This is a genomic window from Christiangramia crocea (assembly GCF_022410465.1).
In the GTDB taxonomy this organism is placed as follows: domain Bacteria; phylum Bacteroidota; class Bacteroidia; order Flavobacteriales; family Flavobacteriaceae; genus Christiangramia; species Christiangramia crocea.
Map to the genome: position 1 here is coordinate 55,664 of NZ_JAJSON010000009.1, position 20,717 is coordinate 76,380.

The window sequence follows — 20,717 nt, forward strand, 5'->3', positions numbered from 1 at the left end:
TGAAAAATATTAAAGTCAACATGCGCCGCGTTGGGGGACACGGCGCAGTTGGGCTCTAGAAATCAGCGTCGAAGCTGATCTCGTCTGATTCTTTATCTTTATTCATTACACCTGCCTTCTGGTATTCGCTTACGCGTTTTTCGAAGAAATTGGTTTTACCCTGCAGGTTGATCATATCCATGAAATCGAATGGGTTGGATACGTTGTATTCTTTTTCGCATTCCAGTTCCACTAACAGCCTGTCTGTAACAAACTCCAGGTACTGGGTCATAAGCTTGGAGTTCATACCAATTAGACTAACGGGGAGTGACTCAGTGATGAACTCTCTTTCAATATTCAATGCATCAACTATGATAGCCTTTATTCTTTCTTTTGGCACCTTGTTAATAAGGTGGTGATTATGCAGATGAACGGCGAAATCACAATGCATACCTTCGTCTCTTGAGATCAACTCGTTGGAAAAGGTAAGGCCGGGCATCAATCCGCGTTTCTTCAGCCAGAAGATGGAGCAGAAAGCCCCGGAGAAGAAGATACCTTCCACTGCTGCAAAAGCTATAAGTCTTTCGGCAAAGGAGTCAGATTCGATCCATTTAAGAGCCCAGTCAGCTTTTTTCTTAATGGCGGGGAATACTTCGATGGCCTTGAACAAATTATCTTTCTCTTTGTCGTCTTTCACATAGGTGTCGATAAGAAGTGAGTAGGTTTCAGAATGTATGTTTTCCATCATGATCTGGAAGCCATAGAAAAACTTGGCTTCAGAATACTGAACTTCATTTACGAAGTTCTCTGCCAGGTTCTCATTCACGATCCCATCTGAAGCCGCAAAAAAGGCAAGTATGTGTTTTATGAAATAGCGCTCGTCAGAATTCAGCTTGTGGTTCCAGTCGTTAAGATCCTGGTGAAGATCGATCTCTTCTGCAGTCCAGAAACAAGCCTCCATTTTTTTGTACCAGTCCCAGATATCATGATGTTTTATCGGGAAGATCACAAAGCGATCTTTATTATCCTGTAAAATGGGTTCCGTTTGCGCCATGCTTGTTTTATTTTTTGGTCTTAGTTGGTTTTATTGAAAAGAGTTTAACAAATATTTAAAAATGAGACATATAATGAAAGATATTGGCTCAAACGTTTTCAACAAAGTTGTCAACACGAGAAACTCTATATTTTTCATAGTTTCTTGTTAAAAGAACTTATAAATAACTAAATAACAGTGGTTTATAAATTGTTAATAATTTTATGACCAAAAAAAGGGATCCTTATTTTCCGGGTCGTCAACAATGCTCAAAATGGGGTTGAAACCCTCATAAAATAAGGGTTTTTTAAAAACGAAAAACCGGCAAATTATTGCCGGTTTTCCAGAAAACAGAATTACCTAATTCTTTGGTTGGTCCACCTATAAAATTTCTGGGTGTAGATAATCCGATCATATTTTATTAATAGCCAGGTACATATGCCTGGGAAATATTCTTCTTTATAAAGGGGGGGGGATAAAAAAGATCGCTGATCTTTTTCGACAGAATTCCTCGACGAGGAATGTAAATATACCAAATTATTGTTGTTTAGCGCAGTTTAATGCGCTGAAAATTAATCAATTGTTGGCTTTTGTTTTTGAAATATTCGAAGCGACTTCCTCAAGTTCCCTGTACCAGTCTTCTCCGTATTTTCTGATGAGGGCATCCTTTACAAATTTGTAGACAGGTACCTGTAGTTCAGCCCCGAGGCTACAGGCATCATCACAGATCTCCCAGCGATGGTAATTCACAGCTGAAAATGAAGAGTATTCCTGGATCCGTACTGGGTAGAGGTGGCAGGAAACGGGTTTTTTCCAGTCGATCTCCCCGGCATTATAGGCTTCCTCGATCCCGCAAAGGGCGGTGCCTTTATCGTCAAAGGTTACATAGGCACAGTCGGCATCGTCTATCAGGGGGGTTTCTATTTCTCCATTCTCACGGGTGATGTAAATCCCCTGTTTTTCAATGGCTTCAATGCCTTCCTTACGTAGATAGGGCTTTACTTTGGGGTATATCTTCTCCATGATTGCCCTCTCTTCAGGCTCAACAGGAGCCCCTGCCTCTCCGTCTATACAGCAAGCTCCTTTACAGGCTGAAAGGTTGCACACAAAATCATTCTTGATGATCTCCTCCGAAACTAAAGTTTTTCCCAGTTGAAACATGCTGCAAAGATAATTTTCTGCCTTGTAGAACGAAGAAAAAAAGGCTGAAAAATTTACACAAATTTAACCTGGTTGGCTATGGGCAGATCAGATAAGTTGAAGTACTTTTGCCCGCAATTTTTAATATAGTAGTTATGTTTAATTTGCTGAATTTTAGAGAAGTATTTACTGCCGGGATGATTCTTTTCGCAGTGATCGATATTATTGGAAATATACCTATTATCATAGATCTGCGGGCAAAAGTGGGACATATTCAAAGTGAAAAGGCATCGATAGTGGCGGGGATCATTATGATAGTCTTTCTATTCGTGGGGAAGGAGATCCTAAGACTTATTGGTATAGATGTGAATTCTTTTGCTGTGGCGGGTTCATTTATCCTTTTCTTCCTTGCGCTGGAAATGATACTGGGGATAAGCCTCTATAAAGATGATGCTCCCGAGACGGCTTCCATAGTGCCGCTGGCTTTCCCTCTTATTGCGGGTGCAGGGACCATGACATCACTGGTTTCACTTCAGGCAGAATATGAAATGGTAAATATCATTGTGGCTATCATTATCAATATTATCTTTGTATACGTGGTCCTGAAATCGTCGGCGAAGATCGAGCGGTTTCTGGGTAGCCAGGGAATCAATGTAATCAGAAAGGTTTTTGGCGTAATATTGCTCGCTATTGCCGTGAAATTGTTCGCCGAGAACATTCAGAGTTTATTTTCATGAAATATTTTATTTATACCATTATGGCCCTATCCCTTGCTTTTATAGGGATTAGTGCCAGTGTACTCAACTTTCAGAACCTGACGGAAGGGGAAAGCGGGAAGGCACTTATTGTAATACTCGCAAGTATTTGTGTGATCGTATTGATGATAATTTTGCTTATTTCCCGGAGCATTTCCAAAAAACATAGCTAAATAATGGATTTTGATGTGCTAATTATAGGAGGGGGAGCCGCTGGAATGTCCTGTGCCCTGGTCATAGGTTCGGCCATGGAAAAACCTTACGCTGAAAATAAAAAGGCAGGAATTATCCTGCATCAAAAAAGCTCTCATTTACAGTCGGCATTGCTTAAAAATGTTTTCGGGATCCGGCCGGGAACCCATGGTGCAGACTTACTGAAAAAAGGGATTTCACACCTGGAATCCCTGTATCCGCAAGTGGAGACCATTAAAAAGGAAAAAGTGAAGGAAGTAGTGGAACTGGAAGAAGGTTTCAGGGTGATTACTAATAAATCTGAATATACATCAGTGAAAATAGTGGTGGCCGTTGGATACACCAGTCCTTTCAGGATTTCCGGACTTGAAGATTACCTGATTCCTCATAAGAAAGCAAAGCTTTCAAAAGACAGGATCCAGTTAAGAAATGAAGATCATCTTGTAAAACCTGGACTTTATGTGGCCGGGACTCTTGCGGGATGGCGCAGTCAGTTCGCCACTGCAAGCGGAAGCGGAGCAGCCGTTGCTACAGATATACTTACCGAATGGAACGGAGAGCACACGAAGGTGCATGATAAATTAGCGTAGAAAGAAACACAATAGGCTTATCGGGACACTTATAACCGCAAGGATCATAAAGCTCTGCTGGAGATTCCTGAGAATAAGAGCTCTTTTTAACTGCCTTGTGAACCGGGGGTCGTTATTGAGTCTGATCTGTTTTTTAAGAAGATCCCGTGAAACGTTGGATGAATTGATAAGTATATCTCTTTGAAGAAAAAGAGAAGTACTGTTATCCATTAGCCTGAATGCAACTGCAATTATAAAGAAAAGCAGAGGGATAAATGGCCAGAGAGTCGAAAGATATGCAATGAATTTTTCCACTGGAAAACCAAATTATTATTTTTCCTGTGACAACTCAATTACTTTTTCAATTATTCGGTCATCTTCATTTAAATACCGTTCAAATGCATTAGTCCCGAAAAGTTGCTGTGCCATTTCGGCCTTCAAATATTTCTTAAGCAGAGGTTTATGTTCCTCTCCGTTGAGGTTTACCCTAACCCCCATTTGCCTTAGATAGCGGTCAAAACCGTTCATCATCTCTTCGGTGATCTCTATCTTTTTTCTGAACTGGTTTTTCTCAATTGAATTATAATACCTGCGATCCTTTTCCAGCAGATCAAAGACATAACGGCTCATATATCCGCCACGTAGCAGGAAAGTAAGTTTCTCTTTTTCGGAGTCGGTGTCTTTTGGCACAAAGATATCGGGGATTATACCTCCTCCTCCATAAACTACTTTTCCGCCGGGAGTAACATATTTAAGGGAGTCGTTTACCGTTATGCTATCTTCACTGTTAAGTTCCCCGTTTTGGTAACGACGCATATAATCGTTAAAATAAGACTCGTTGCCATTTTCGTAAGGTTTTTGAATGGACCTTCCTGTTGGAGTGTAATACCTGGCGATAGTGAGCCTTACCGCGCTGCCGTCACCAAGCTCCATCTCGCGCTGTACAAGGCCTTTTCCATAGGAACGCCTTCCCACTATGGTGCCTACATCGTTATCCTGAAGGGCCCCGGCAACCACTTCACTTGCGGAGGCTGAATTTTCATTGATGAGTACATAGACCTTTCCGTTTTCGAATTCTCCTTTTCGTTGTGCATAGGTCTCTTCTATTGCCCCGCTTTTGTTCTTGGTGTAGAGGATAAGTTTTTCATCCTTAATGAACTCATCGGCTATATTGATAGCTTCAGAAAGGTAGCCACCGGGATTGTCACGCAGGTCCAGGGCGATCTGTTTCGCTCCTTTCTTCTTAAGTCCGGTTATGGCATTACTGAATTCCTTATAGGTTGTCTCGGCAAAGCGATTGATCTTGATATACCCCAGATTCTCGGTTAGCATGTAGGCGGCATCCACACTCTTAAGTGGTACCTTCCCACGCTTAACATCGAAGGTGAGCAGGTCTTCTATTCCCTTTCTTAAAACTTTCAGGGTGACCCGGGTATTTTCCTTTCCCTTTAAATGGCGGGTGATAGAGTCATTGCTTATTCCGCGGTTAAAAAGTTTGTTACCATCCGCATATAGTATCCTGTCTCCCCCACGGATACCCAGCTTCTCGCTTGGCCCTCCTTCCAGGGCCTTTATCACTACGATGGTGTCCTGGACACTGTAAAAGCTCACGCCTATTCCCACAAAATCACCTTTCATATTTTCGGTGACGTTGGCATATTCATCCTTGGGGATGTAGACAGAATGAGGGTCAAGGTTCTCAAGTATTTTATTCACCGTGAGATCAACAATACTGTCGGTATTCACATCATCTACATATTCATAGTCGATATAATCTATAAGCCGGTTTAACTTTTGTTTTTTTGGATTGGCAGAGAATAGCTCATCAGAAGTGTCAAAATTAAGGCGTGCGCCAAGGATAAGCCCTACGGCACATGCGATGCTCAGTAATAGAGGAGTGTATATTTTATTTCTACCTTTCAATCTTCCAGTTCTGTTATCTGTTCAAGTTCCACGCCCGCTTTTTCGAGGAAGTTCAGGCCTGAATTGTCCTTGTAGTCTATTTGATAAACAAGTCTTTTTATACCAGATTGGTGAATTAGTTTACTACATTCCTTACAAGGAGACATGGTAATATATAAAGTAGCGTCCTTACAGGATTGTGTAGAGCCTGCTACTTTAAGGATCGCATTGGCCTCGGCATGTAAAACGTACCATTTGGTATAACCTTCTTCATCCTCACAAAAATTTTCAAATCCGGTGGGCGTACCATTGTAACCATCAGAAATGATCATCCTATCCTTTACAATTAACGCGCCAACTTGTTTTCTATTACAATGGCTTAATTTACTCCATTCTCTGGCGATTCTCAAATAAGCCTTATCGAATTTAAGCTGTTTTTTCTTATTCATTGAAACAATAAAAGTCTAAGCTGCAGAAATTAATAATGAGCTGCAAATTAAAAGATTATTGTTAAAAATACAGGTTAAAAATATTTAATTCTACAGGGCCCGATAGCTTTCCTGAAGTATGGGCAGAATGATCCCTATTACGATAGATGCAGTGACCAGTATCCAGTCCCTTCTTGAGACGTTGAAGATATTCTGAAAAATGAAACCCAGGATCATTACCGAAAGTACCACAATTACCTGGGCCACCTCTATTCCCAGCGCAAATTCTACCAGTGGCCAGAACTTTGCATCAGAGCCGGCAGCTATCATTTTAAAATAGGACGAAAATCCAAGCCCGTGTATGACCCCAAAGAAGATGGTGGTGAAATATAGCAGGCTATAATTGCCGTTCCTGAGCTTTTTCCCTGCCGTGGCGATATCAAAGATGGCCGTTGCCAGAATGGTCACCGGAATAAGGAATTCCACGTAATCTGTCGCTACCTTAACGATTTCGTATACGGAAAGGATTAGAGCCAGGGTGTGGCCTATAGTGAACAGGGTCACCAGCCATAAGACCTTTTTCCAGGAGTAGAAACTGTAGGAGGCAACAAGCACTATTAAAAAAAGTACATGATCGTATGCCTGCCAGTCCAGCACGTGGTCCAGCCCAAGCCTGAAGTAGAGCCAAAATTGGGACATAATCCGGTTTTAATTAGGAAAGACCCGAATTTACAACATATTAAGTTAATTGCAAAGGCTCTCTAAGACCGGTTTCGGCGAGTACTTCATAATCAAAGATTTATAAAAATACCTTTTTTGTGGTATTTGCCAGTTCGAGAGGAGACACTACCTTAGCCCTCCCAAATGGTATTCTATGGAAGGGGATTGGAGGAATTAGAATTTTGGGTAGGGTCAAAATTCTAAGTCGTTTTTTTGTTGGGGTAAAAATCGATGTTAATAGATCAAATTTCCAAAACTAACCGTGGATGCCGAACAGCCTCCGGATTCATTTCCGGAGGTTTTTTTGCATGAACTAACTATATAAATTCTTCATAGGTTGGTGACATTCAGCAAAATACCCTTTTAGGGGTATTGTGCCTATAATAGGTTTATTGATATTTTGCGGCTCTAAACCTTATTATCATGAATAATTACAAAGCTTTCTTTCTTAGTTTTTTACTCGCCATTATTATTGGATGTAGTAGTGAGGATCCAACTCCAGATCCAGATCCGGACCCGGACCCGGATCCCGTTTCAGAAGAGTTAACCACCGAGGAGGTTTCTTCATTTTTAACCGATAATTCTGAGTCTGTTGAGGAAGAAGGTAAAGTATGGCAAATATCCAATGCAGAACTGATCAACGCAAGTGGAACTATAAATGTATCTTCTTTGGCGAACGTCCAGGATGATGAATTCATATTTGAAAAAGGCGCTTCAGATAATGAAGTTATCATGACCTGGCGACCTCGTAATGATATTGATTATGATGCAACAAGTACAGAAGATGCTAAAAAGGATTATTATCTTTCTGTAGAAACCTATACAGGTACTATAGATGAAGATGATCCTTCTTTGATGGATTTTGCTGAGGGCAAAATTCAGGTAGAAATAATATCTGAAGATGAAATCGAAATTCAAATAGGTAATTTTGAAAGTAAATCCCAGGTATCAGGAAATACCTCTAAATCTCATTTTTTCGAATTATGTAATTCCTGCTCCCTTTTAGGTACGGCAACACCCAAAACAGAAGCAGATTATGAGGCCGCTCCATCAGAATTGACTTTTACTAAGCTTCTGGATATAGAAGATGGTAATAATATGACTACCGGGGCCCCGGGTTTAACTGCTTCAGAAGCTGAGAGCAAGCTTTACTGGTCATATCGAAAGGATAATACTGACCGACTTGAGCATGTTTTAAGTTATGATCTTTCATCTGAAGAAATTGAAGACTGTAGTACAGATCAGAATAGTTTTGTTTCTAAACAGATTCATGTTTCCAGTAATGGTGTTACAGTTATAGGAGGATTGAGGATAAATTATTATCCTAAAGATCTTGATCCTACGGCAGCTGAACCTTCTTGCAATCCTGACTCTTATGAACATGGCCTACGTCTTAGCCGATTTGGAAGTGCAGTAATGGATGGGAGTATTTATATTTTTGGCGGGGATCTCGATGAAACAAATTCTGATAAGATCTATCGCTGGGATGAAACCAATAATGTTCTTGAAATGGTAGGAAGTCTGCCCTCACCTAAATCCTGGGCTAATGGGGATATTGTAGATGGGAAACTGTATGTTTTTGGTGGACAGGCGCAGTTTTCAGGTACTCCATCTGAGGACAGCATCTATATTTATGATTTTGAAAGTGATTCTACAGAGACATTGTCTCTTCCAGTGCCCTTGTTCAGATCATATGTTGCCAGAGATAAACATCTGTTATATGTTGCAGGCCAGTTAGATGACAGGATCGGTATTTTCTTTGGGGTATTTAACACTATAGATAATACTTTTACCGAAGTACCTGTGAGTTTCCCTACTGAAGAGACCAGAACCATTCACCAGATGACAATTCTTGATAATAAGGTCTACGTTATATATGGGGGGCTGGATGAAAATAATAATCCGGTAGACTTTGGTATATATGCTGCAGAAATATAATTTCAAGACCTTCCAATTCCACTCTTGAACTGAAAATCCCCGCATACTTTAGCGGGGATTTTTTATGCGCTCAGTTTTCTTCTTTCAACATTATAGAATTACACATTGCTCATTTTTATGGAGTAGTATTTTGGATAGTGTTAAAATTATAAGTCGTTTTTTATTCGGTGCAAAAATCGATGTTACATAGATCAAATTCCCGGAACTATTTGAGGCCTCCCTGGGTTATTTCCAGAGCTTTTTTACTTGAAAGATCTTAGGTCACACATTTAATTTATTGATATTCAGAAAAATACCTTTTTGGGGGTATTGTTTCTATAATAGGTTTATTGATATTTTGCAGTTCTAAACCTTATCATTATGAATAAATATACAACTGGCTTTTTTAGCCTCTTACTCATTTTTATTATTGGTTGCAGCCTGGAGGGCCCGCGTCCGGATAAAGCTCAAGGCCCCAATCCATATCAAATTCCTGGTTTAATAACAGGCGAAATGGTTAGCATCGTATTAACAGACAATTCTGAATCTGTTGAAGAAGAAGGGAGGGTTTGGAAATTATCCGCTGCTGAACTTATTAATGAAAGTGGAACTATAAACGTATCCTCTTTACCGAATATCGAGGACGATGAATTTCTCTTTAAAACCGGGGATTCAGAAAATGAAATAATTCTGACCTGGAGACCTCGTAATGATATAGATTTTGAGGCAACAACTTCAGAAGAGGCTAAAAAGGATTATTACCTTTCTGTAGAAACCTATACAGGTATAATAGATGAAGATAATCCTACTTTGTTAGAGTTTGCCGATGGTAAAATTCAGGTAGAAATAATATCTGAAGACGAAATCGAAATTCAAATAGGTAATTTTGAGAGTAAATCCCAGGTATCAGCAATTACCACTAAATCTCATTATCTCGAATTATGTAATTCCTGCTCCCTTTTAGGTTCTGCAACTCCCAAAACGGAAGCCGATTATAAGACTGTTCCTTCAGAATTGACTTTCACAAAGCTCCTGGATGTACAATATGGTAATAATTTTTTTACCGGCGCCCCTGGTTTTACTGCTTCAGAGGCTGAGAACAAGCTTTACTGGTCCTACAGGCAGGATGGTGGAGACAGGCTGGAACATGTATTAAGTTATAATTTAGCAACACAAGAGGTTGAAGACTGTAGTACCGGACTAAGAGATTTTGTTTCGAAACAAATACATGTTTCCAGTAATGGAGTATCAGTTGTAGGGGGACAGCGGATAAATATTTATCCTAAAGATCTTAACCCTACTAATGCTGCAGAAGGAGAAGCCACCTGTAATCCTGATGCTTATGATCACGGGTTGTGGTTATCCAGGTTTGGAAGTGCAATTATGGAAGGCGATCTATATATTTTTGGAGGAGATCTGAATGAAATAAATTCTGATAAAATCTATCGCTGGGATGATACCAATAATGTTCTTGAAATGGTAGGGCGTCTGCCATCACCCAAATCATGGGCAAACGGAGATATTGTAGATGGTAAGCTGTATGTTTTTGGTGGACAGGCACAGTTTTCGGGAACCCCATCAGAAGATACTATTTACATTTTTGATTTTGATACAAATTCCACAGAGACATTATCCCTTCCGGTCCCCTTATATAGGTCCTATGTGGCAAGAGATGAGAACTTAATATATGTAGCAGGTCAACTGGATAATGAAAATTATGATATTTTCTTTGGTGTATTTAATACCATAGATAATAGTTTTACCCAGGTACCGCTTAGTCTTACCAGTGAAGGGAATAGAACCATACATCAGATGACAATTCTTGACAATAAGGTCTATGTTATTTACGGGGGTCGGGATGAAAATGGTAATCCGGTAGACTTTGGTATTTATGCCGCAGAAATATAATTTCAAGATCTTCCAATTCCACTTTTGAACTGAAAATCCCCGCATAATTTTAGCGGGGATTTTTTATGCCCATATATTATAAATACCTGATAAATAGCGTACTAAATTTCCTGCTAATCATAATATTTTGAATTAATGTCACGGTAATACCTAAAAAAAGGTATTTTTTATATATTGCGGTCTGTTAAGAAAATCATAAATATGAGTAAAGATTTCCGGGAGATTGCTGAATACTGGAAAAAGGAATATTCCAGTCAGATTACTGAGAATAAGGAATACAATACATCAGAACAATTCAGGAAAATGGCGGCATTCTTTGCGCCAGGCAATTCGTATTATTATATAGTGAATTTTCATAATCTGCATCTTGAGATGGTTTCAGATTCTGTTAAAGAATTTGTGGGGATAGACAGTGATACCGTTACCATGCAAGAGCTGCTGGGAACAGCTTTACCAGAGGAAATTGGTTCCATTCAGGCAAAAGAGAACGTGATAAAAGACTTTTTTATGAAGCATCTTAAAAAGGAGTATTGCTCAGGTTATAAGGAAGCAGTTCTTTCTTATAAGGTGGTCTATACTTATCAGATGCGCGATCCTGAAGGTAAAATAAGGACTATATTGCATCAGGCTACGCCTTTATCTGTGGTCGAGAATGGTAACTTTCAACATGTTTTTAGTGTGCACTCAGATATCTCACATTTGAAGGTCGTTAGTAGCGGGGATGTTTCTTTTGTTCACTTAAATGGCGGAAAGTCATACTATAATATCAACTCTGAGTACGGGAAGTTCGATCCCAAATTCTCTGTATTTGAAAAGCAAAGTCTTACAGAAATATTATCAGAAAGGGAAAAGGAGATAGTGGGCGAGCTTGCCCGCGGGCTCAGTGCCGATGATATCGCACGGGAGCTGAATCTTTCACCCCACACCGTTAAGACCCACCGGAAGAACATCCTGCAGAAGAGCGGTTGCTCGAATACCGCAGAGTTAGTGGCCAAATGCCTTACCGGCGGTGTGATCTCGCTTAGTTTGAATTAAAGCGTGTGCTCGGGAACTTTTTTAGAGGAAAGGGTTAGGCGGTTAAAATGGAAATCTTAGTTTTATAAAACTTTTTTATCCGGGCCGTCCGGATGCTAAAGGAAAAGAATCAAATTGATATAACGAGTTGGCAACAAGGCTCCGATCGAGCTAGAAGTGCTAATTAATGAAATACTACAAATTTTAATATGCAGATTTTATACATTATTGGAAATGGTTTTGATCTAAATATTGGACTGAAAACTAGCTATAAATACTTTTTTGATTACTACAAATCAAAAGACTCTCCTAATAAAAATGTAGAAAAACTTAAGAAAAATATTTCAGCAAATTATAATAACTGGTCTGATTTAGAATTAGCCTTTGGCAGGTATACTAATGAGTTGAAAACCGTTGAAGAATTTGATGAAGTGTTTGAGGACATTGGTGAAAACCTAGCAGAATATTTAAGATTGGAAGAGGAAAAATTTGAAGAGAGTGAAATTGATAGAGAAAGATTCTTCAAATATTTAGTTTCCCCAGAAGATGAGCTAAGACAAATTGACAAAAACAGAATTAGCGAATACAAAAATAAATATCTAAATCACCATTGGGGAATAGATATATTTACTTTCAATTATACTACTGTATTGGAAAAAATAATTGGAGAAGGACAAAAGAATATTAGAATTGGAAATCATCCAAATACAAATAGTAAAGCTGACGTAACTTTGAGAGGAATTGAACATATTCACGGCTTTACAGATAACAGAATGGTTTTAGGTGTAAATGATGAATCTCAGATCAAAAACAAGGATTTTAAGGAAAACCGAGATGTATTAGAAGCGATTGTGAAGAGTGAATGTAATTTAGCATATGGCCATACAATAGATGAATTATTTAAAAAGAAGATAAAAGCAGCTTCTATGATATGCATTTTTGGATCATCAATTGGCGATACTGATAATATGTGGTGGGAATTGATTGGTGAAAGATTAAATAATAATGTCCCCTTGATAATTTTCACAAAAGGAGAAGAAGTAATTTCACCCAGAATTGGCTACAAAAATAACCGCACGAAAAGAAGAATGAGAGATTACTTTTTAGACAAAACTAATCTTTCAGAAGGAGTTCGAAAACGAATTGAAAATAATGTTTATGTAGGTTTAGACACTTCGATGTTTAAAGATATAGTAAGTCGCCCAGTTGCTAACATCGGTTAACGACCCAATATGCGGGTTTCCAGGAAAAATAATAACTTAGAACCTGAAAAACCAATCAACAAGCCGACCTCCCGATAGCTATCGGGACCGCGTCCCTTATTCCGCCAACTGGCGATAAGCGAGACCATTGTACACAATATTACAGAAAAATTGGAACTAACTGAAGAACATTCAAAAAGTCAAAAGAGAGTCGAAATACTCAAGAAATATCCAATCCTTAGTTTTATAATTATTGCTTTTATTCTTACCTATGGATTAGGCATTCCTTTTAATATGTGGGTTTCTCAAAATTTGAATATACCGAATCCTTTTGATATTTACTTATCCAGATTAATAACAGTTATATCACCAGGAATTAGTGCTGTAATTTTGATGTGGAGTAATAAGGAAAAGATTGAACTAAAAAGGTTTTTTCCTAAAAGTGAAAGCATTCATTTTTACTTCCTAATACCCTTTCTAACACTAATAATATCAATCATATCATTAATTTCAGGAGGCACTTCTGCTGATTTAATAACTACAATTGTTCTAAAAAATTGGGAACAGCTTTTCTTTCATCTAATCTTACAAATATTAATAATTGGCATTGGAGAAGAATTAGGATGGAGAGGATGGCTGTTACCAAATTTGAATAAAAAATATACTTTAATAAAAGCTATATTTTTAGTGTTAATCATTTGGACTTTATGGCATTTTCCAATTCTATATCAAAAAAGTGAAATTCTACTCCCCTGGTTACTGATAATCACAGGTGCAACAGTGATACTGACCTGGATCTGGAAAAATTTTGGAAATAATATTTTACTCTTTGCGGTAGTTCACGGATCAATAAACTATCCTCAGTTTTTTTGGGATAATCAAACGAATAATATTGATAGCCAATTAATATTGAATGGTTGGACAATTTCAGGTTATATTTATTTTACAATTGGAATTATTGCTCTTATATCAATGCATAAAGTATTTAAAACAAAATATAAAACCAATACTGTGGGCAACAATGGTTAATCGCCAATAGCCGGCAGCGTTAGAAAGAAAATAATTAACTTGACCAACAAACCAATATTAAGCCGACATCCCGATAGCTATCGGGACCGCGTCCCTTACTCCGCCAACTGGCGATAACCGCAACCGTTGTGCACAATTATTATTATACTTGAATATCAAAATTTCACATAATCAAGAATGTCTAAACTATTAGAACACAGAGAAAAATTAAATCTTACTCAAAAAGAATTATCTGAAAAGTCTGGTATATCAATTAGAACAATTCAACGCATAGAATCTGGAACTGAACCGAAAGGTCATACATTAAAGGTCCTTTTGAATACCTTTAATGTTACTAAAGAAGAATTTCTTGGTATAAATGAACCTAAGCCGGTACATAATAAGCAAATTATTAAACTGATCAATTTCTCCTGTCTGTTGTTTGTGATTCCTTTTGCAAATATTCTCTTACCCTTTTTTATTATTAAAAAGAAGAAACAGAAAAACTCAATTACCAAACAGATAATATCCGTTCAAATAATCTGGACTCTTCTTTCCATTATATTGATTGGAATTAGTCCATTTTTGGTTAGGTGGTTCGGAACGAGCAGGCAATTAACATTGACACTTATTGTACTCTCTTCCCTTATAAACCTGTTTATAATCTTCCGAAATGCAATAGAAATTGAAAGAAAAGGAGAATTATATATAAAACTGAAATACAGTCTTATATAATTAATGTCGCCATATTGGCGGCCTTTTGACGGGTGTTTTTTATGGCAGAATTATGCAATTGTCAGAGTTTTGCTTACATCAAACATTCATCAAAATACTATGAAATTTTACAATCCCTTTTTTTATTTACTGTACTTAATTCTCTTTAATTATTCCTATTCACAAACGAAGTCTTATTCTAAATTAGAAGATGAGATTTTAAAAGCTGATAGCTTACTCTTCCAGGCTGGATTCAACAACTGTGATCTTTCTGCCCTTGCAAAAGTCACTGATAATAGCTTTAAATTCTACCATGATATTTCTGGAGTAACCACTGGCAAAGAAGATTTTATTAAAGGTATAAAAAACAATATTTGTTCAATTGATTACCGGCCGATTAGAAAATTACTCCATGAAAACCATAACATTTATCCTTTAAAACAGAATGGAGAAATTTACGGAGCTGTTCAAAGTGGAAAGCAGGAGTTTTATGCCGTTGAAAAGGATAAAACAAAATATTTGACAAGCACCGCCAATTTTACACATCTCTGGATCAAAAAAGATGGCAAATGGATTCTTCAAAATGTACTGAGTTATAATCATCAAACTCCAGAGAATTCAAATCAGGTAACGAAAACCAAACCTGGTATTGAGCAACTCATGGAAGAAAATGACGTACCGGCCCTTGGTATGGCAACTCTCAAGGAAGGAAAACTCACTAAATTAAAGATGTACGGAAACCTATATGATAACCAGCTTGCCCCTGTTGATGCCGTTTTTAATGTTGCCTCCCTGACCAAACCAATCGTTACCATGCTCACCCTAAAATTGGTAGAAAATGGAAACTGGGATCTCGATGAACCAGTTTTCCATTATTGGACAGATCCGGATGTGATAAATAGTTCATATAGTAAATTACTTACCACACGGCATATTTTAACCCATCAAACTGGTTTTTCTAACTGGCGATGGGAAAATCAAGACAGAAAGCTAAAATTCCAGTTTAAACCAGGTGAAGGATATGGTTACTCTGGAGAAGGTTATGAGTATTTAAAGAATGCGTTAGAATCGAAATTTGAAAAATCGATTGATAAAATCGTTGATTCTTTAATTTTTGAACCTCTTGGGATGGATAATACCTACTTTGTATGGAATGAAAATATAAATGAGGGAAAGTTTGCACGATGGCATGATGCAGAAGGTGAGCTATATAAACAGGATTATAAAAATAAAAATGCAAGTGCTGCTGATAACCTGCTAACTACCCTTCACGATTATGGAAAGTTCGCTGAATATGTGCTTTCAAAAGTTAGCAGTGGTGAGCCTCTATACAAGGCAATGGTTACAAGAGGAAATGGAATGGAAAATAAAACTGTCATTGGTTTGGGATGGGAGCTTTTACCAAACCTTAAAAAGGATGAATATGCTCTTTTGCATACAGGAGGAGATATTGGAGTGAATACCCTAATTATGTTGCTGCCAAAAACAAATGAAGGCATCGTCATATTTACCAATGGTGATAATGGGAACAAGCTGTTTTTCGATTTAATTGAGAGAAACCTTTCTTTAGGTAAGCGTATTAATAAAACAGCCCAATAATCAATCTTCATTTTTAGTAAAGTCAGAATTCATCAATCCTAATCTTTAATGAAAGTAATTTTAATCACAATATTATCACTTGGAATCTTTATTCGCTATTAAATAGGCCAATGTGCGGTATTCCAGGAAAAATAATAACTTAGAACCTCAAAAACCAATCAACAAGCCGAAATCCCGATAGCTATCGGGACCGCGTCCCTTACTCCCGCTACTTGTGTTAACCGGAGACGTAGCTGCATCCAAAAACGACAGTAACACAAATAAAATTGGAAAATTAAAATGACAGGACACATTTTCTTTTACTTGGGACTTTCCCTTTTGATAATGCACGAAATGGATGCAATACGCTGTAAAGAGTGGCGAATATTTCCTGGGTTATCAATGCTGAGTGACAAAGTTGGACATATAGTTTTCATATTTGCACACATTCCCCTGTTTTACTTTGTATTCTGGAAATTAACGCACAGCCAGAATATTGAAGCATTTATCTACGGATTAAATATTTTTATGATTGTGCATTTAGGACTTCATATACTGTTTCTAAAACACAGGAACAATCAATTCAAAGATTGGATTTCCTGGTCCATAATTATTGGTGCAGGGCTATGCGGACTGATTGACTTGTTGGCCTGACAGGAAAACTATTTAAGATGATTAAAAACAAAAATGGCAGCAGCTAACATCGGTTAACAGAAAATCACGGTACCGATAAAATTTCAGGGAAAAGAGCTAACTTAGTTTCCATTATAGACAAAACCCGTAAGTCTACATTCCGATAGTTACCGGGATAGTGTCCCAATTCCCGCAACGTACCATAATTGAAACCCTTATCTTTTATGCTTTGATTTGAGCAGGTTATTTCAAAACAGAAAAATTATGAAAAGAGAATTAATTTTAAATGGAAACCCTTTAGAAGATAAAATCGGTTTTAGTAGGGCAGTTAAAGTTGGTCCATATATTTCTGTTGGGGGGACGGCGCCAGTTGGCGATGATGGGGAAACTGTTGGAATCGGAGATCCGGCAGCTCAAACTCGCAGATGTTTGGAAATAATCAAAACTGCTTTAGAAAGTGCCGGTTCTGGATTAGAAGATGTTGTTAGAACCCGGATTATACTTACCAGGATAGAAGACTGGGAAGAAGTTATAAAAGTTCGAGCTGAATATTTCAAAAAGATCAAACCGGTTGATACGGTTATGCAGGTTACCAGATTTATTAATCCCGATTGGCTTGTGGAAATTGAGGCAGATGCAATAATCCCATCAAAATCCCGATAGACATTGCAACTGCATACTTACTTTTGCATTTTGCGCATACAGGAATTTACTTCTAAAAGCAATCAACCCGTCCTGAAAATCAATATTGGAAGTCTTTAATTGGTTATTATTGCATTTCCAAACCTTAACAGATGAGCATGGAAAAACCTGTAGAAAGTACAAAGAGGAAAAAATTAATACAGTTTGCCAGCTTCGCAATCACTTTTGTTATTACTTTTTTTGCGGTTCAGTATTTCTTTTTCGGAAATAACAACGTGGAGGAACAACTGAAAGCCGCCGAAAAGCAGGTGAATGCAGTCACTCCCAAAATGATCGATGGCTATTCCCGGCTGGATAGTGCCTCGGCGGTTGGTGACAGGATCTTCAAATATCATTATACCCTGGTGGAATATTCCAGGGAACAGGTGAACGTGGATACCGTAAATAAATATATTCGCCCCGGGATCATCGAGAACGTGAAGACCAGTCCCGATATGAAATACTTCAGGGATCATGAGATCACCATGAGCTATAACTACTATGATAAGGAGGGTGAGTTTGTGATGACTATAGAGGTCACACCGGAGATGTATTAAAGTTTCTGTTCGGTTTTGGCCGCGTGGAATTTGAATCCGGTCATCTTCTTTCAAATAAATTATTTAAATTCACTATAAAATTTGGGGCCTAGCGTGCTGGGGATTAATTCTTTGTGATCCGGTTCAGGGCTCCGCTATAAAATGATGAAAGCAGTTACACGTTCCCGGTATGGCCCGCCAGAGGTTTTAAGCATCAGCGAAACCGAAATCCCAAAGATCAAAGACAACGAGATCCTTGTAAAGGTTCATGCCACCACCGTGAACAGGACAGATTGTGCCAACCTTACCGGAAAACCTTATATAGTACGAATCTTTACGGGCCTTACCGCGCCCATGAAGGATGTTCCGGGGACCGACTTTGCCGGAGAGGTGATGCAGACGGGAAAAGAGGTGACCGGCTTCGAACCTGGTGCCCGTGTATTTGGCTTTGATGATAACGGCCTCTCTTCCATGGCCGAATATATGAGCATCCCCGTAAGTAAGGCGATAAGGCATATTCCTGTCGGATTTTCCTATACAGATGCCGCTGCCTCGGTAGAAGGTGCTCATTATGCAATCAACTTTCTGAACAAGGTGAAGTTGCGTGCCGGGGAAAAGGCAATGGTGAATGGCGGCACCGGGGCCATTGGCTCCTCCCTTATCCAGTTGCTTAAATACCACGGACTGGAAGTCGTGGCGACAGGACCTGCTGAACATCTTGAAACTTTGCTTTCACTGGGAGCCAAAAGAGTTATAGACTATAAGACCCAGGATTTTACCCGGGATGAGGAGAAATTCGATTACGTCTTTGATTCTGTTGGCAAAAGCACGTTCGGGGAATGTAAAAGGCTGCTGGTAAATGACGGCATATATATTTCCTCAGAACTCGGGCCTTATTCCCAGAACCCGTTCCTGGCGATCAGCACCACTTTTTCAGAAGGAAAAAAAGTAAGGTTTCCTCTTCCGGTAAATATCACTAATAGCCTTAAGATCATTTCAGAGCTCATGGAGAGCGGGAATTACAGGCCGCTCATAGACAGGAGTTATCCGATGGATCAAGTGAAAGAGGCCTTTGAATACGCGATGACCGGCCGGAAGATCGGAAATGTGATCCTCAATATCAGCCAATGAACGAAATAGATGGCATGCTGCTTATCATAGATTCTGAAATGGATTAAATGAACTGCAAATTGATTAATTTTAATAGGATCTTATAAGCCTGAACCTATGAAGGCGACAATCACTTCAATAGAACTAAAGAGTCCGCTGAATTTCTTCAGCCTTTCCTGGCAGGCAAGAAAGATCATGCAGCAGCTTGAGAATAGCGGGCATCTTGATCTTAAAAAACGGGGAGCGTGGAAAAAACATTATACCATGACGCTGTGGCCCGATGAGGAGAAAATGAAAAAATTTGCCGGGAGCGGCGCTCATCTTGAGGCTATGAAAAAGAGCAGGGAAATAGCCCGGGAGATCAGGACCATTACCATAGACACTGAAGAGTTGCCAAGCTGGGAGGAGGCCAGGGAGCTGCTGGGTAAGGGGAAGGTTATCGTTTATTCCTAAATTTAGACATTATGGGAAGGATACATCTTTTTGAATTTGAGGATCAGGAATGGTTTCCCCGGTTATTAAGGAGCTATGGAACAGATTACCTCAGGTTTCTGGAGGTTAAAATGAAGATCTTCCAGCCTGTTATTCCCATAATCGTAAAAGCGCTGAATGCCGGAAATACCAGGGTGATTGTAGACCTGGGCTCCGGAAGCGGGGGTCCGCTTGTATGGCTTAATGACAAGATAAAGCAAAAAGTTCCGGGGCTAAGGATCATCCTTACTGACTATTATCCTAATCTCCCGGCCTTCTCGAGTATCTCAGAGACTGCAGATAATTTTTCCTATCATTCCGAGCCGGTCGATGCCCGTAGCGTTCCAAAGCAGCTTCCGGGACTTAGAACACTTTTCCTGACTTTCCATCATTTTAAACGATATGATGCCCGAAAGATATTGCAGGATGCCATAGATAGTTCTCATCCAATTGCCATATTCGAAGGACAGGAGCGAAGTGTCCTCAGCCTGTTGGCCATGCTTTTTTCTCCGCTTACGGTGCTTTTCACAACGCCTTTTATCCGTCCGTTCAGAATTAAGAGGATCATATTCACCTATTTGATCCCGGTTGTACCGTTATTCGTTTTATGGGACGGCATCGTATCTTCCCTGCGAACCTATTCCGTTAAAGAGATGAAGGCTTTGGTTAAGGAACTTCAGAATAATGATTTTGACTGGGAAACAGGAAAGCTGAGATCCGGCCCGGTGACTATACTTTATATGGTTGGCCTTCCCAAAAATCGATTTAATTAAAATTTTTTAGTTCTTTGGAGGAAGAAAATTTAAAAATGGGAGATCATTATTCATATAGCGACTGTGAACTGGAAGAACAATTCAGGAATTGTGAATTTCCCGCTCCCCTTTTCAGTCATGAGGCTCATTTAAGGCTGGCCTGGATACACCTGACCAAATACGGGCAGGAAAGGGCCGTAAGAAATATCACCCGTGAGCTCAGGAGTTATGTCGTTTTCCTGGGCGCGGAAGATAAATACAATGAAACTCTTACGGTTGCCGCGGTCAAAGCCGTCTGGCATTTCATGCTGAGGTCTGAAGCTCGTAATTTCAAGGATTTTATCGCTGAGAACCCAGGGTTGAAATACAATTTCAAGGACCTGATCTTCCAGCATTATTCCACCGATATCTTTAATTCCCCGGCAGCTAAAAAGAAATTTCAGGAACCTGAATTGCTACCATTTGATTAGCTCCT

General features: G+C 39.0%; 23 protein-coding genes. 17 read left to right on the plus strand and 6 right to left on the minus strand.

Features of this window, described 5'->3' with window-relative positions; genetic code table 11:
• Positions 1 to 55 precede the first annotated feature (55 nt).
• Positions 56 to 1,033: a ribonucleotide-diphosphate reductase subunit beta gene (locus LU635_RS02880; protein ID WP_240095995.1), complete on the minus strand. Its 978-nt coding sequence runs from the start codon at positions 1,031 to 1,033 to the stop codon at positions 56 to 58.
• A 555-nt stretch (positions 1,034 to 1,588) separates the two neighbouring features.
• Positions 1,589 to 2,173 carry a DUF3109 family protein gene (locus LU635_RS02885; RefSeq protein WP_240095996.1) on the minus strand — a complete coding sequence of 195 codons (585 nt, stop codon included), beginning with the start codon at positions 2,171 to 2,173 and terminating at the stop codon, positions 1,589 to 1,591.
• Between the two features lie 134 nt (positions 2,174 to 2,307).
• Between LU635_RS02885 and LU635_RS02890 the strand changes: the two genes are divergently transcribed.
• Genes LU635_RS02890 through LU635_RS02900 form a run of 3 tightly spaced genes read left to right on the plus strand, consistent with a single transcriptional unit; the run spans position 2,308 to position 3,689 of the window.
• Positions 2,308 to 2,889, plus strand: coding sequence for a MarC family protein (locus LU635_RS02890; protein ID WP_240095997.1), 582 nt, complete (start codon positions 2,308 to 2,310; stop codon positions 2,887 to 2,889).
• On the plus strand, positions 2,886 to 3,080 hold the full coding sequence (locus LU635_RS02895; protein WP_240095998.1) for a hypothetical protein: 195 nt from the start codon (positions 2,886 to 2,888) through the stop codon (positions 3,078 to 3,080). Before LU635_RS02890 ends, LU635_RS02895 begins: the two co-directional genes overlap by 4 nt.
• A gap of 3 nt (positions 3,081 to 3,083) precedes the next feature.
• Positions 3,084 to 3,689, plus strand: a complete 606-nt coding sequence (locus LU635_RS02900) for an FAD-dependent oxidoreductase (protein ID WP_240095999.1) — start codon at positions 3,084 to 3,086, stop codon at positions 3,687 to 3,689.
• Here LU635_RS02900 and LU635_RS02905 read toward each other — a convergent pair.
• From LU635_RS02905 to LU635_RS02920, 4 genes are all read right to left on the minus strand, one after another.
• Positions 3,681 to 3,983, minus strand: a complete 303-nt coding sequence (locus tag LU635_RS02905; RefSeq protein WP_240096001.1) for a hypothetical protein — start codon at positions 3,981 to 3,983, stop codon at positions 3,681 to 3,683. The genes LU635_RS02900 and LU635_RS02905 overlap by 9 nt on opposite strands.
• 15 nt (positions 3,984 to 3,998) lie before the next feature.
• Positions 3,999 to 5,591 carry a S41 family peptidase gene (locus LU635_RS02910; RefSeq protein ID WP_240096003.1) on the minus strand — a complete coding sequence of 531 codons (1,593 nt, stop codon included), beginning with the start codon at positions 5,589 to 5,591 and terminating at the stop codon, positions 3,999 to 4,001.
• Positions 5,588 to 6,019 carry a deoxycytidylate deaminase gene (locus LU635_RS02915; protein WP_240096005.1) on the minus strand — a complete coding sequence of 144 codons (432 nt, stop codon included), beginning with the start codon at positions 6,017 to 6,019 and terminating at the stop codon, positions 5,588 to 5,590. Before LU635_RS02915 ends, LU635_RS02910 begins: the two co-directional genes overlap by 4 nt.
• A gap of 90 nt (positions 6,020 to 6,109) precedes the next feature.
• Positions 6,110 to 6,697 (minus strand): HupE/UreJ family protein, encoded by a 588-nt coding sequence (locus LU635_RS02920; protein ID WP_240096007.1) that lies wholly within the window; start codon positions 6,695 to 6,697, stop codon positions 6,110 to 6,112.
• A gap of 444 nt (positions 6,698 to 7,141) precedes the next feature.
• Between LU635_RS02920 and LU635_RS02925 the strand changes: the two genes are divergently transcribed.
• From LU635_RS02925 to LU635_RS02985, 14 genes are all read left to right on the plus strand, one after another.
• On the plus strand, positions 7,142 to 8,656 hold the full coding sequence (locus tag LU635_RS02925; RefSeq protein WP_240096009.1) for a Kelch repeat-containing protein: 1,515 nt from the start codon (positions 7,142 to 7,144) through the stop codon (positions 8,654 to 8,656).
• Between the two features lie 360 nt (positions 8,657 to 9,016).
• Positions 9,017 to 10,543, plus strand: coding sequence for a Kelch repeat-containing protein (locus tag LU635_RS02930; protein WP_240096011.1), 1,527 nt, complete (start codon positions 9,017 to 9,019; stop codon positions 10,541 to 10,543).
• Between the two features lie 201 nt (positions 10,544 to 10,744).
• Positions 10,745 to 11,578: a response regulator transcription factor gene (locus LU635_RS02935; RefSeq protein ID WP_240096013.1), complete on the plus strand. Its 834-nt coding sequence runs from the start codon at positions 10,745 to 10,747 to the stop codon at positions 11,576 to 11,578.
• 188 nt (positions 11,579 to 11,766) lie between these two features.
• The gene (locus LU635_RS02940; RefSeq protein ID WP_240096015.1) at positions 11,767 to 12,780 is read left to right on the plus strand and encodes an AbiH family protein; all 1,014 of its coding nucleotides are present in this window, start codon (positions 11,767 to 11,769) and stop codon (positions 12,778 to 12,780) included.
• Positions 12,781 to 12,930: 150 nt separating this feature from the next.
• Positions 12,931 to 13,788: a CPBP family intramembrane glutamic endopeptidase gene (locus LU635_RS02945; RefSeq protein WP_240096017.1), complete on the plus strand. Its 858-nt coding sequence runs from the start codon at positions 12,931 to 12,933 to the stop codon at positions 13,786 to 13,788.
• Between the two features lie 177 nt (positions 13,789 to 13,965).
• Positions 13,966 to 14,502, plus strand: coding sequence for a helix-turn-helix domain-containing protein (locus LU635_RS02950; RefSeq protein WP_240096019.1), 537 nt, complete (start codon positions 13,966 to 13,968; stop codon positions 14,500 to 14,502).
• A gap of 99 nt (positions 14,503 to 14,601) precedes the next feature.
• The gene (locus tag LU635_RS02955) at positions 14,602 to 16,080 is read left to right on the plus strand and encodes a serine hydrolase domain-containing protein (protein ID WP_240096021.1); all 1,479 of its coding nucleotides are present in this window, start codon (positions 14,602 to 14,604) and stop codon (positions 16,078 to 16,080) included.
• Positions 16,081 to 16,359: 279 nt separating this feature from the next.
• Positions 16,360 to 16,713, plus strand: coding sequence for a DUF6713 family protein (locus LU635_RS17285; RefSeq protein ID WP_423738484.1), 354 nt, complete (start codon positions 16,360 to 16,362; stop codon positions 16,711 to 16,713).
• A 243-nt stretch (positions 16,714 to 16,956) separates the two neighbouring features.
• A complete protein-coding gene (locus LU635_RS02960; protein ID WP_240096023.1) occupies positions 16,957 to 17,355 on the plus strand; it encodes a RidA family protein in 399 nt (132 codons plus the stop codon).
• 131 nt (positions 17,356 to 17,486) lie between these two features.
• A complete protein-coding gene (locus LU635_RS02965; protein ID WP_240096025.1) occupies positions 17,487 to 17,930 on the plus strand; it encodes a hypothetical protein in 444 nt (147 codons plus the stop codon).
• A gap of 141 nt (positions 17,931 to 18,071) precedes the next feature.
• Positions 18,072 to 19,040, plus strand: coding sequence for an NAD(P)-dependent alcohol dehydrogenase (locus LU635_RS02970; RefSeq protein WP_240096027.1), 969 nt, complete (start codon positions 18,072 to 18,074; stop codon positions 19,038 to 19,040).
• A gap of 96 nt (positions 19,041 to 19,136) precedes the next feature.
• Positions 19,137 to 19,472 carry a DUF3291 domain-containing protein gene (locus tag LU635_RS02975; protein WP_240096029.1) on the plus strand — a complete coding sequence of 112 codons (336 nt, stop codon included), beginning with the start codon at positions 19,137 to 19,139 and terminating at the stop codon, positions 19,470 to 19,472.
• Between the two features lie 11 nt (positions 19,473 to 19,483).
• On the plus strand, positions 19,484 to 20,263 hold the full coding sequence (locus LU635_RS02980) for a hypothetical protein (RefSeq protein WP_240096032.1): 780 nt from the start codon (positions 19,484 to 19,486) through the stop codon (positions 20,261 to 20,263).
• 14 nt (positions 20,264 to 20,277) lie between these two features.
• Positions 20,278 to 20,712, plus strand: a complete 435-nt coding sequence (locus LU635_RS02985; RefSeq protein ID WP_240096034.1) for a hypothetical protein — start codon at positions 20,278 to 20,280, stop codon at positions 20,710 to 20,712.
• Positions 20,713 to 20,717 lie beyond the last annotated feature (5 nt).

Bases quoted from the DNA above. Each gene is read 5' to 3' on its own strand.
- LU635_RS02960 (WP_240096023.1), top strand. From the start codon at position 16,957: ATGAAAAGAGAATTAATTTTAAATGGAAACCCTTTAGAAGATAAAATC.
- LU635_RS02975 (WP_240096029.1), top strand. From the start codon at position 19,137: ATGAAGGCGACAATCACTTCAATAGAACTAAAGAGTCCGCTGAATTTC.
- LU635_RS02915 (WP_240096005.1), bottom strand. From the start codon at position 6,019: ATGAATAAGAAAAAACAGCTTAAATTCGATAAGGCTTATTTGAGAATC.
- LU635_RS02880 (WP_240095995.1), bottom strand. From the start codon at position 1,033: ATGGCGCAAACGGAACCCATTTTACAGGATAATAAAGATCGCTTTGTG.
- LU635_RS02970 (WP_240096027.1), top strand. From the start codon at position 18,072: ATGATGAAAGCAGTTACACGTTCCCGGTATGGCCCGCCAGAGGTTTTA.
- LU635_RS02920 (WP_240096007.1), bottom strand. From the start codon at position 6,697: ATGTCCCAATTTTGGCTCTACTTCAGGCTTGGGCTGGACCACGTGCTG.
- LU635_RS02930 (WP_240096011.1), top strand. From the start codon at position 9,017: ATGAATAAATATACAACTGGCTTTTTTAGCCTCTTACTCATTTTTATT.
- LU635_RS02955 (WP_240096021.1), top strand. From the start codon at position 14,602: ATGAAATTTTACAATCCCTTTTTTTATTTACTGTACTTAATTCTCTTT.
- LU635_RS02885 (WP_240095996.1), bottom strand. From the start codon at position 2,173: ATGTTTCAACTGGGAAAAACTTTAGTTTCGGAGGAGATCATCAAGAAT.
- LU635_RS17285 (WP_423738484.1), top strand. From the start codon at position 16,360: ATGACAGGACACATTTTCTTTTACTTGGGACTTTCCCTTTTGATAATG.
- LU635_RS02890 (WP_240095997.1), top strand. From the start codon at position 2,308: ATGTTTAATTTGCTGAATTTTAGAGAAGTATTTACTGCCGGGATGATT.
- LU635_RS02980 (WP_240096032.1), top strand. From the start codon at position 19,484: ATGGGAAGGATACATCTTTTTGAATTTGAGGATCAGGAATGGTTTCCC.
- LU635_RS02965 (WP_240096025.1), top strand. From the start codon at position 17,487: ATGAGCATGGAAAAACCTGTAGAAAGTACAAAGAGGAAAAAATTAATA.
- LU635_RS02935 (WP_240096013.1), top strand. From the start codon at position 10,745: ATGAGTAAAGATTTCCGGGAGATTGCTGAATACTGGAAAAAGGAATAT.
- LU635_RS02895 (WP_240095998.1), top strand. From the start codon at position 2,886: ATGAAATATTTTATTTATACCATTATGGCCCTATCCCTTGCTTTTATA.
- LU635_RS02950 (WP_240096019.1), top strand. From the start codon at position 13,966: ATGTCTAAACTATTAGAACACAGAGAAAAATTAAATCTTACTCAAAAA.
- LU635_RS02925 (WP_240096009.1), top strand. From the start codon at position 7,142: ATGAATAATTACAAAGCTTTCTTTCTTAGTTTTTTACTCGCCATTATT.
- LU635_RS02900 (WP_240095999.1), top strand. From the start codon at position 3,084: ATGGATTTTGATGTGCTAATTATAGGAGGGGGAGCCGCTGGAATGTCC.
- LU635_RS02940 (WP_240096015.1), top strand. From the start codon at position 11,767: ATGCAGATTTTATACATTATTGGAAATGGTTTTGATCTAAATATTGGA.